This window comes from Litchfieldella qijiaojingensis, from assembly GCF_014651875.1.
Classification (GTDB): domain Bacteria; phylum Pseudomonadota; class Gammaproteobacteria; order Pseudomonadales; family Halomonadaceae; genus Litchfieldella; species Litchfieldella qijiaojingensis.
The window spans coordinates 1-11060 of sequence record NZ_BMXS01000044.1 but is presented as its reverse complement, the minus strand read 5'-3'; the positions used below and the strand labels follow the sequence as shown (position 1 = coordinate 11060).

General features: G+C 60.1%; 10 protein-coding genes. 4 read left to right on the top strand and 6 right to left on the bottom strand.

Translation table 11 applies throughout. The features are described 5' to 3' along the window. From IE093_RS21835 to IE093_RS22725, 4 genes are all read right to left on the bottom strand, one after another. A partial coding sequence (locus IE093_RS21835) for an MCP four helix bundle domain-containing protein (protein ID WP_189472993.1) occupies positions 1 to 927 on the bottom strand: 927 nt, incomplete at its 3' end. Between the two features lie 526 nt (positions 928 to 1453). Beyond that, a complete protein-coding gene (locus IE093_RS21830; RefSeq protein WP_189472990.1) occupies positions 1454 to 3520 on the bottom strand; it encodes a methyl-accepting chemotaxis protein in 2067 nt (688 codons plus the stop codon). Between the two features lie 440 nt (positions 3521 to 3960). Further along, positions 3961 to 5619, bottom strand: coding sequence for a methyl-accepting chemotaxis protein (locus IE093_RS21825; protein WP_189472988.1), 1659 nt, complete (start codon positions 5617 to 5619; stop codon positions 3961 to 3963). A gap of 150 nt (positions 5620 to 5769) precedes the next feature. Next, positions 5770 to 5904 (bottom strand): hypothetical protein, encoded by a 135-nt coding sequence (locus tag IE093_RS22725; RefSeq protein ID WP_268247422.1) that lies wholly within the window; start codon positions 5902 to 5904, stop codon positions 5770 to 5772. 336 nt (positions 5905 to 6240) lie between these two features. Here IE093_RS22725 and IE093_RS21820 point away from each other — a divergent pair, with 336 nt between their 5' ends. Next, on the top strand, positions 6241 to 6555 hold the full coding sequence (locus tag IE093_RS21820) for a type II toxin-antitoxin system TacA family antitoxin (protein WP_189472986.1): 315 nt from the start codon (positions 6241 to 6243) through the stop codon (positions 6553 to 6555). Further along, positions 6555 to 7097, top strand: a complete 543-nt coding sequence (locus IE093_RS21815; protein ID WP_189472984.1) for an N-acetyltransferase — start codon at positions 6555 to 6557, stop codon at positions 7095 to 7097. Before IE093_RS21820 ends, IE093_RS21815 begins: the two co-directional genes overlap by 1 nt. A gap of 26 nt (positions 7098 to 7123) precedes the next feature. On the opposite strand, the gene IE093_RS21810 is transcribed toward IE093_RS21815, so the two are convergent. Further along, positions 7124 to 7414: a type II toxin-antitoxin system Phd/YefM family antitoxin gene (locus tag IE093_RS21810; protein WP_189472982.1), complete on the bottom strand. Its 291-nt coding sequence runs from the start codon at positions 7412 to 7414 to the stop codon at positions 7124 to 7126. A 522-nt stretch (positions 7415 to 7936) separates the two neighbouring features. Here IE093_RS21810 and IE093_RS21805 point away from each other — a divergent pair. Both IE093_RS21805 and IE093_RS21800 read left to right on the top strand, forming a co-directional pair. Beyond that, the gene (locus IE093_RS21805) at positions 7937 to 8302 is read left to right on the top strand and encodes a type II toxin-antitoxin system RelE/ParE family toxin (protein WP_189472980.1); all 366 of its coding nucleotides are present in this window, start codon (positions 7937 to 7939) and stop codon (positions 8300 to 8302) included. After that, positions 8299 to 8619: a helix-turn-helix domain-containing protein gene (locus tag IE093_RS21800; RefSeq protein WP_189472978.1), complete on the top strand. Its 321-nt coding sequence runs from the start codon at positions 8299 to 8301 to the stop codon at positions 8617 to 8619. Before IE093_RS21805 ends, IE093_RS21800 begins: the two co-directional genes overlap by 4 nt. Before the next feature lie 118 nt (positions 8620 to 8737). On the opposite strand, the gene IE093_RS21795 is transcribed toward IE093_RS21800, so the two are convergent. Then, complete coding sequence (locus tag IE093_RS21795; RefSeq protein ID WP_189472976.1) at positions 8738 to 10411, bottom strand: methyl-accepting chemotaxis protein; 1674 nt, start codon at positions 10409 to 10411, stop codon at positions 8738 to 8740. Positions 10412 to 11060 lie beyond the last annotated feature (649 nt).

The following is an 11060-nucleotide window of genomic DNA, read 5'->3' as shown; positions in this document are numbered from 1 at the left end:
GGTCATCTGTTCCATCGACGACGAGGCTTCCTCGGCGGAGGCGGCCTGCTCGGTGGCGCCCTGACTGAGCTGCTCGGAGGCCGCGGCCATTTCCTGGCTGCCGGAGGCGACGTTGCGTACCGCGCCGGTCACCTCGCCGACCACTTCCTTGAGCTTGGTGGCCATATCCCGGGCTGCCGCAAGCAGGCTCGAACTGTCTCCCTTCCTTGTGGCTACCGCCACATCGAGATTGCCGGCGGCGATTTCCCGCATGATTTCCTGGGCATAGGCCGGCTCTCCACCAAGCTGCCTGGTGACATCGCGGATGATCCAGAATGCCACGCCCATCGCCACCAATACGGCCAGGGCCAAAATGGCCAGCATCATCGTTCGACTGGCCGAATAGGCCACCGCCGCCTCTTCTCCAGCCTGGTTCATGAGGCCACCCTGGAACGCGACGAATGCGTCGATGGCACCTATGAACTCTTCAAGGGCGGGAACCATGGCGCCATTGGCAACTTGAATGGCACCTTGGCGGTCACCCGCATCGAGAAGTCTTGTGATCTCGCCAAAACTGGCCACATAAGGCGCCCTGGTCTCCTTGACGCGGGCGAGCAATTCCTTGCCCTCGGCGGCGTAGAGCATCGCCTCGACCTGGTTGACCTGGTCGGTGATGGTAGCGGCATTGTTCGAGATTTGGGCGCTGAGCCCGGAACGTTCATCGGCCGTCTCGGCGAGGATCATCTCAAAATTGGCGCGTGCGTTTTCATTGACCAGTTCCAAGAATTCGCTGGAACGCTCGACCTTTGTCCAGTCCTCCTGGGTAATCTGCTCCACATTGGCATTCAGGTTGCCAAGGTTGATGATACCGATGCCCATACCTGCCGCGGCGAGTACTATCACTGCGCCGAAAGCCGTCATTAGTTTGGCTTTGAGTGTCAGCCTCATTATTCAACCCCCTGTGTTGAGAACTAGAACTTATCGTTATNGGGGGGGGGGGGGGGGGGGGGGGGGGGGGGGGGGGGGGGGGGGGGGGGGGGGGGGGGGGGGGGGGGGGGGGGGGGGGGGGGGGGGGGGGGGGGGGGGGGTAAAAAACCATTTTGTCAAGCATTTTTTTCACTTTTTTCATCGCTATGGATTCCTTCCAGGTTTCGGAGGTGCTGCCATGTCGACTTCCGCTCATGTCGAAAGTAACGATGCGCCGAGCAATCCAAGGCAAGGCCTCCGACATCGCATATAGCCATCTTCTCAATACTCCAGCTATCGGCTTCGATAAGCGAAGCCTGAGCCCTTTCCGTTACCCGCCTACGCAATTCGGATAAAAGAGCGCAAAACGGATACCAGATGAGCGGAAGCGTGCCGATAAATGTCAGGAGAGGCGAAATATTAGGAACAAACTCTTTCCATGGAGTCGAAATCGCCCGGCTCGGAAAACCCGAGCCGGGCGGAAGGGCTGATCGATGGGCCAGAGCCATCAAGCGGTTTCGTTACGCTCGAACTCGTCGTCCAAGGCGTCGTCGCTCTTACTCATATCGAGGGCGAAGCCGCCGCTGGCCTTTTCCTGCCGGGCAACGATCTCGCGCCGGGGCCGTGATGTACGTGCCGCCACCTGGGGTTTCGGTGCGGTAGCCGCCGCGGTTGGCTTGGCATGGTTCGCAGGCAATGCCGACCGCACCGTCTGGTCGTCGTCGATGCGGAAGTAGGCGATGGCGGCCTGCAACTGCTCGGCCTGGCTGGACAGTTGCTCGGCAGTGGCCGTCATCCCCTCGGCGGCGGAGGTGTTTTGTCGAGTCACCTTGTCGAGCTGCTGGATGGCGACGTTGATCTGTGAGGCGCCGGTATTCTGCTCGTTACTGGCCGCCGAGATCTCGGCAATCAACTCGGCACTCCTCTGGATGCCCGGCACCAGCTTGGTCAGCATGTCCCCTGCGCTGCGGGCGGCCTTGACGGTATCGCCGGACAGCCCCGAGATCTCCAGCGCAGCCGCCTGGCTGCGCTCGGCCAGCTTGCGCACCTCGGCGGCGACCACCGCGAAGCCGCGCCCGTGCTCGCCGGCCCGTGCCGCCTCCACCGCGGCGTTGAGCGCCAGCAGGTCGGTCTGGCGGGCAATCTCCTGGACGATCAGGATCTTCTCGGCAATGGTCTCCATCGCGCCCACCGCCTCGGTCACGGCGCGGCCCGAGGTCTCGGCGTCGTTGGCCGCGTCGCGGGCGATGCTCTCGGTCTGGGTGGCGTTGTCGGCGTTCTGCTTGATGTTGGCGGTCATCTGCTCCATCGACGACGACGCCTGCTCGGCGGAGGCGGCCTGTTCGGTAGCGCCCCGGCTGAGCTGTTCGGAGGCCGAGGCCATCTCCTGGCTACCGGAAGCAACGTTGCGAGCGGTATTCGTGACATCCCCAATAACGTCCGCAAGCTTTACGGCCATTTCTCGCAAGGAGCGCTGCAGTCGCCCGATTTCGTCATTCGATGTCACCTCGACCCGCTGCGACAGGTCTCCCTGGGCCATGCGGTCCGCCGCAGCGGCTGCACGATCGAGCGGCCTGACGACCAGTCGATTCAGGAGCCACAGCAGCAGTCCAAGTAACACGACCACCGCGACAACCCCGATCAGGGCGGCGAAATTACGTATATCGGTAATCGAAGCCAGAATGACGTCCGTCGGTACGGTGATCTTCAGCATCCAGGGCGTATCGCTACCGCTGACGGTAATGGGCGTATAGGTACGATAGAGTTCATCCCCCGTTTCGGGGTCGACCACGGTTTCGTGGAACACTTCTCCAGACACGATGCGCGCCTTGACCTGATCGAAGGTGCCGGTGCCGGTGTCGCTCACACTCTGGCCAAGCAGGGCGACATCGGGGGTGCTGACATAAAGGCCGCCGGAAGAAATCAGGCTTGCACGAGCACCGTCGAAGGGCTTGATCCTGGAGATGGTTTCATGAAGGCCAGACAAGGGCATATCGACGCCAGCGATGCCAAGAAACCGGCCATCGATCATGATGGGAATCACGAAGCTGGTAATCAACACCTCCTCGCCGGCGATCGGGTAGAAATAGGGGTCGGTCAGGACGGGCTTGCCGGTCTGTTTGGGCAGCAGGTAGTAGTCGCCATCGCCTGGCACTTCATAGCTGACGAGCGGTTCGACCTCTACGGCACCACTTCCATTCGTCCAATAGGGAATGTAACGGCCCGTTTCATCATGGGCCTTGGCATTGACATAGTCGGCATCGTGACCGTCGAATGCGTTGGGTTCCCACAGCGTATAGGTGCCCACCAACTCGGGGTTGTCGATCAGCACCTGGCGCAGCATGGCATCCGCCGCCTTGCGATCCGTCAGCCCTTCAAGCTTCAGGCCGGTCAAGGCACCAGCCAGGGTTTGGGCCGTTCGCATGGACTTTTCCAGAGCGGTGCTGACCTGCTCCGCTTCGGCACGGGCCGTTTCATTCACTTGCTCCAATATGGCCTGTTCATGCAACCTTGCGGTCCGGTCGGCAAGCAGGCCAATCGCGCCACCAAAGCCCAAGACGAGAAGCACGGCCATCAAGATGCCGACTTTCGCCCCTAGGGATCGAAGCGCCAAAACGTTCCATATCCTGTTGTGCTGTCGTGCGTGCATGGCGGTTCCTCTTCTATTATATGTTTGTAGTGTTTTTTCCAGGCCCGCCCCCACCTTGTCGAAAGCCTCCTTGAGGAAGGAAGCTGAGACGATTGCGTCGTTCGAACTCGGCATCCAGGGCAGTCTTTCGCACGGGCACTGCGCTTCCCCTTTCCCCTACTCCTTGTTATCGACCGCGATAAACGAGGCCAAAGCCCTCCCTGCTATCCGTCTACGTAACTCGGATAGCAACTGCGCAAAGCGGATGTCAGATGGCTGAAAGAGGCGGATAGACGTCAGGAGAGGCGAAATAGCGGTAGGAGAAAGTCGTCCGGCTCGGAAAATCCGGGCCGGACGGAAGGGGACAGACCGTTAAAGCGAGGCCATCAAGCGGTTTCGTTACGCTCGAATTCGGTATCCAGGGCATCGTTGGCCCTTTCCTGCCGGGCACGCGGCGCCCTGGCCGTCGTCACCAACGCCTTCGAGGCAGCGGGCTTCGTGGCCGACCGGGTGCTGCTCGGCAGCAATGCCGCCCGCTGCGCCTGCTCATTGACGCGGAAGTAGCCAATGGCCGCCTGCAACTGCTCGGCCTGGCTGGAGAGTTCCTCGGCGGTGGCCGACATTTCTTCGACGGCGGAGGTGTTCTGCCGGGTCACCTTGTCGAGTTGCTGGATGGCCACGTTGATCTGTGAGGCGCCGGTATTCTGCTCGTTGGAGGCTGCCGAGATTTCGGAGACCAGCTCCGCTGTCTTCTGGATGTCGGGCACCAGTTTGGAAAGCATCTCGCCCGCCGACTGCGCCGCCTTGACAGTATCGCCGGACAGCCCCGAGATCTCCTGCGCCGCCGCCTGGCTGCGCTCGGCCAGCTTGCGCACTTCGGCGGCGACCACCGCGAAGCCGCGCCCGTGCTCGCCGGCGCGGGCGGCCTCCACCGCCGCGTTGAGCGCCAGCAGGTCGGTCTGGCGGGCGATCTCCTGGACGATCAGGATCTTTTCGGCGATGGTCTCCATCGCGCCCACCGCTTCGGCCACGGCACGGCCAGAGGTCTCGGCGTCGTTGGCCGCGTCGCGGGCGATGGTTTCGGTCTGGCTGGCATTGTCGGCGTTCTGCTTGATGTTGGCCGCCATCTGCTCGACAGAGGAGGAAGCTTCTTCGGTCGAGGACGACTGCTCGACAGCACCCTGGCTCAGCTGCTCGGCGGCCGCCGACATTTCCTGGGAACCCGAAGCCACGTTGCGTGTGGCACCGGCCACCTCGCCGATAACTTCCTTGAGCCTGGCCACCATCAGGTTCAGCGCGTCGATCATTTGGCCGGCTTCGTCTTTGGATGTTGCTGTCGTAACTGCATTGAGGTCACCTTCCGCCACCGCCGTGGCAAGGGCAACTGCATCACGTAGACTGCGCCGGATGCGAACAGCCAAAAAGCCCACCATAGCCAGTCCAAGGGCGATAGCCGCGCCCGTTGTCCAAATGGCAAGCCGGGTGAGGGACCGAAAAAGCGCTTCCCCTGTCTGACGCGCTTCCGCACTGGCTTCCAGTTGGTATACGACGAGATCGTCGATTGCCCCGGTCAGCGGGTCGATCGTCGGGTAAAGCGTCTGTTCCGCGAATTCGATCAGCCGGGAACGATCCCGATTCCGGTATATGTCCTTCAAGTTCTCGATCTGACGGTCAGCGAGCGCTTTGCGCTCCCTGACGGTCGAGACGATTTCCTTTTCCTTCTCGGTCAGATAGGTCGCAAGATAGGCTTGCCACTGCATCTCGATCCGCTCGAGGGCCGCCTCAATGTCTGCAAGGCCTTGCTCCCAGGAATTGGTCCTGGCGCGGGTCTTGTGGACGTTATCGACGATGTCGACCGCATAAGCGTCCGATATCTGCTTGAGTTGACGGAGTGGCACCACCCGATCGTCGTAGATGGTACGCGTTACCCCTTCCATGCTGCTCATGCCGTTATAGCCCAGTAGCGCCACCGCGAGGAGCGCGGCCAAGGTCAGGCCCTGCACCGCAAACAGCTTGGCCGCAATTGTTCTCAGCATGCTCGACATTGCTTTCCTCCGATTCATCTTCCCCTCCCCATCGGCGGGACAAACCCCGCCGGTTGATTGCAGGGGACTTTCCCAACAAGCGGTAGAAAAAGCCGTCCGGCTCGGAAAATCCGGGCCGGACGGAAGGGGCTGACCGATAGGCCAGAGGCTTCAAGCGTTTTCGCCACGCTCGAACTCGATGTCCAGGGCAATGACGGCCTGCAACCGCTCGGCCTGGCTGGACAGTTCCTCGATACTCTGATATCGGCCGCGATAAACGAGGCCAAAGCCCTCCCCGTTATCCATCCTCGTGATTCGGATAACAACCGCGTAAAGCGGATGACAGATGACCGGAAGCGTGCCGATGAATGTCATGGAAGACGAAAGACATATGCCAAAACGGCACGGCCAACGAATCGCGCTACCGGTCGTTCCTGCTGGCCACTGCACTCGTGATTGCCGTGGCTGCACTGCTCCGGTGGGGCTACCGCAGCATACTCGGTCAACTTGGCACGGCGCCGGCGAGCAGGGTCGGGGCTTCGCCGTGGTGTCGCAGGATGCGACATGAAACTTTTTCTCGAACTGTACGCCCAACTGACGTACAATTTATGCACAAACAGAACATGCAATAGGAGGTCAGCAATGTTGGCCGCACCTAATCCTGAAGACATCACCGAACCCCGTGAGCGCAACTCTGAGCGCTTCACCTTTCGCACAACGCCAAGCATCAAGCATGCCGTTGAGTACGCGGCAGCGCTGCGCGGCCAAGATATGACGGCATTCGCGATCTCAGCATTGTACGAGCGGGCGATGGCCACCATCCAGGCGCACGAAGTGACGCGGCTCACGTCCGAAGATCATCAAGCCTTCTTTGAGGCCCTGGAGAACCCGCCAGCGCCGACCGAGAAACTGCGTGCCGCCTTCGCTCATCACCGGGAGACGGTGGTGAAGCGCTGATGCCGACAAGCCTTGTCATCGAGCCGCTCGATAAGGCCAAGCATGATCGAGCGGCTTTTTCGTCTGGGGTCGAACAAGTCGACAACTTTCTACAGCGGACGGCCAGCCGGCTGATGAAGGAGGGCACGGTTCAGGTCTTCGTGATGGTGGATCCAGCCGAGAATCCCACACGAATCCTCGGTTTCTACTCGCTCAATGCTCACTGCGTGGATTGTGGCGACCTGCCCCAACGCTACAAGCGCTTTGCGAATACGGACGGCAGTATCTCCGCTGCCTTCATCGGCATGATAGGTGTCACTCAGGCAACCCAGGGGCAGGGAGTTGGCAAACGCCTACTGGCAGACGCGCTGAAAGGGGCTTATACCGTCTCACTTCGGATAGGGACGGCAGTGGTACTTCTCGACATCCTGAATTGTGGCAACCCTGAAGCCGTGGCCCAGCGTCAAAAACTGTACGAAGGGTTTGGCTTCCAGGCTCTAGCCTCGGATCCACTGAGAATGTTCATGCCCATGGCCACTGTTGCGCAACTGCAGGAACCATGAGACGGGAGCCGCCGAGATCGCGGATATCACTCACCCTGGTCGAAAAGCGAGCGCATGTCATCATGAGAGATAGCCTGGTCAGCTTGGTAACTTGCCAGGCGGTCCCTGGAAACAGCCTCGATTCGCAGATCTTCCAACTCATCCACCAGATCCTGATAGGCCTGGACGTTCATAAGGACAGCGACAGGTCGATTGTCCTTGAACACCACCAAGCGATCAGCCTGCCGCGATGCAATTTCTTTGAGCTTGGCACTGAAGCCGCGAGCCATAGCGGTTGCCGACACCGCGTCTTCAGGGCGATCGAGTAGTGTGCCCATGATGTTTCTCCCGATTGCGCACCAAAGCGCAATATAGTGCGCCCATCTAAAATCGGCATCAACGCTGCCAGTTTCCCTGCCTGACCACGCCATATTCGGCAAGCATCGCAGGGGACTTTCCCACCAAGCGGTAGAAAAAACCGCCCGGCCTGGGAAACCCGTGCCGGACGGAAAGGGTGACTGTTAGGCGTTGTCCGAAAACTGCATCGCTCGTCGGCTTTTCGGACAAGCCCGGGCCAGTGCCGTCAAGCGTTTTCGCTACGCTCGAACTCGATGTTCAGGGCATCGTTGGCATCGCTCATATCGAGGGCAATGACGGCCTTACGCGATTCGGATAACAACCGCGTAAAGCGGATGACAGATGGTCGAGGCGGTAGCCGATGCCAATCGCACGCGGCAACGTTGGAGCAACACTGCCCTGGTGCTGACCATTGTCCTGATCATTGCTGTGCTCACGCTGCTCCGGTGGGGCTAGCGCAGGATACTTGCCATTTATCCCCATATGGGAATAAACTCCTTTTCATGGACTCGACATCGCCCAAGCCGCTGTACTGGGTGGCCAGTAGCAAGAAGGATCTTCAGGCTATGCCCGGGGACGTACAGGACGTCTTCGGCTTTGCCCTTCATCTGGCCCAAACCAATGGCAAGCATGCCCAAACCAAGCCACTCAAGGGTTTCGGCTCAGCTGGTGTTCTAGAAGTCGTCGAGGACCATCACGGAGATACTTATCGTGCTGTCTATACCGTCAAGTTCGGTAACACGATCTACGTTCTCCACTGTTTCCAGAAGAAGTCCACTAAAGGCGTATCCACGCCCAAGCCTGATCTGGACAAGATCCGTGAACGGCTCAAGGCTGCGGAGCAACACGCCAAGGGGCAAGCATCATGATCGATATCGAACAAGGATCCGGCAACGTCTATGCCGATCTCAACCACCCTGACGCCGATGAGATGCTGATAAAGGCCCAACTCGCTGCCAAAATCGGTGAGATCATCAAGCGTCGTCGCCTCACCCAAGTGAAGGCTGCCGAGATCGTGGGTATTCCCCAGCCCAAACTATCTGGCCTGTTGCGAGGTCAATTCCGTGGCATCAGTGAAGCCAAGATGCTCGAATGTCTCGCTCGGCTTGGCCAAGAGGTCAAGATCGTCATCGGTCCTTCCCGCCCACGCTCGAAACCAGGGCATGTCGAACTGGAAGTTACCTGACTTTCTTCTCATATTCGGCAAGCATCGCAGGTGACTTTCCCACCAAGCGGTAGAAGAAAACCGCCCGGCTCGGAAAAACCGCACCGGACGGAAAGGGCTGATTAATGAGCTAGTACCGTCAAGCGTTTTCGCTACGCTCGAACTCGATGTCCAGAGCATCGTTGGCATCGCTCATATCAAGGGCGAAGCCTCCGCTGGCCTTCTCGTGCCGGGCAACGATCTCGCGCCGGGGCCGTGATGCACGTGCCGCCACGGTTGGATTGGCACGGCTCGGGGGCAACGCCGCCCGTACCGCCTGATCGTCGACGCGGAAGTAGGCGATGGCGGCCTGCAACTGCTCGGCCTGGGTGGAGAGTTCCTCGGCAGTGGCCGACATCTCCTCGGCGGCGGAGGTGTTCTGCTGGGTGACCTTGTCGAGCTGCTGGATGGCCACGTTGATCTGTGAGGCGCCGGCATTCTGCTCGTTGCTGGCCGCCGAGATCTCGGCGATCAGCTCGGCGCTCTTCTGAATGTCCGGCACCAGCTTGGTCAGCATCTCGCCGGCGCTGCGCGCGGCCTTGACGGTATCGCCGGACAGCCCAGAGATCTCCAGCGCCGCCGCCTGACTGCGCTCGGCCAGCTTGCGCACCTCGGCGGCGACCACCGCGAAGCCGCGCCCGTGCTCGCCGGCGCGTGCCGCCTCCACTGCGGCGTTGAGCGCCAGCAAGTCGGTCTGGCGGGCGATCTCCTGGACGATCAGGATCTTCTCGGCGATGGTTTCCATCGCGCCCACCGCCTCGGTCACGGCACGGCCCGAGGTCTCGGCGTCGTTGGCCGCGTCACGGGCGATGCTTTCGGTCTGGGTGGCGTTGTCGGCGTTCTGCTTGATGTTGGCGGTCATCTGCTCCATCGAGGACGACGCTTCCTCGGCGGAGGCCGCCTGTTCGGTGGCGCCCTGGCTGAGCTGCTCGGAGGCCGCGGCCATCTCCTGGCTGCCCGAGGCGACGTTGCGCACCGCGCCGGTCACCTCACCGACCACCTCGCGCAGCTTGGCGGCCATGGCGTTGAGCGCATCGATCAGGTCCTTGATCTCGTCGTTGGACTTCACTTGGGCGCTGGCATTGAGATCGCCCGCCGCCACGGCATTGGCTAAGCCTAGCGCACTGGTGATGGCCCTCAGCAAGCCACGCGTGACGAGCACGCCCGCCAGCAGGCTGAAGAGCAAGGCGGCAGCAATCACACCAAAGATGATTTTTTGCGCCTTGGTGTAGATGATGTCGCCTTCGTCACTGGCACGCGCACCGCTTGCCGTGTTGAGTTCGACCAATCGCAACATGTCGCTCGAGAAAGCGTCGAACAGCTCTCGCGACTCTCCCGCAAGGATCGCCATGGCTCCCTCCGTGTCGTTGACACGGGAGCGCTCGATCATCTGATCGTGCAGCCGCATGTAGTCGTCGAATTTACGCGCGAAATCGTCATAGATCGCCTGTTCTTCCGGCGAGGAAATCAATGTCTCGTAATGCGCACGATCGGCATTCAGCCTGGCCAGGATCTCGTCCATCGAATCCTCGGCAAGCTTCATCGCACTTTCGGTCTGAGCAATGACGTGCTGATTCTCGGCAATACGGTAATCGGATGTGGCGGTGTTGATGCGATGGACGACATCGACGCTCGGCAGCCAGTTATCGGCTATTTCCGTCGACTTCCGGTTGACCTCATCCATCTGGACGATGGCCACGAAACCAAGGATGCCTATCAGTACTAGCAGCAAACCAAAAGAGAGACCCAGCTTGGCCTTGACTGACAATCTCATTTTCCCACCTCCCTGACATTGAGAACCGGCATTCGCCGACATTCGGAAACGCGCAGCCGTTTCAGTTGGCTGCCGCAAGACGACGGTGTCCGACTCCCATATCCAGGGATTTTCTCACGCCCGGATTTTTCGGGGGGGGGGGGGGTAAAAGTCATTTTGTCAAGCATTTTTTTCATTACAATGGATTCCTTCCAAAGATTCGGCGACGCTGTCACGTCGCTTTCCGCCCATATCGAGGATAACGACGCCCCGAACAATCCAAGGCCTCCGCCATCGCGCTTTGCCATCTCCTCAATACTCTAGCTATCGGCTTCGATACGCGAAGCCTGAGCCCTTCCCGTTACGCGTCTACGTGATTCGGATAAGGGCGCGCAAAACGGATACCAGATGAGCAAAAGAGTGCCGATAAATGTCATGGAAGACGAAAAACATATGCCAAAACGGCACGACCAACGAATCGCGCTACCGGTCGTTCCTGCTGGCCATCGAGTTGCGCCAAAGCTCCGACACGTTTGGCAAGGATGTACAGCGACAATCAAGGTGAGAGTCACGCGACAATCAAGATGAGAAAGCCGAGATCGTGTGTCGTCGAGGTCGTGAGGGCGTAGCCCGAACGACCTCGACAACGCAAAACGGCGGGATCCCCTCA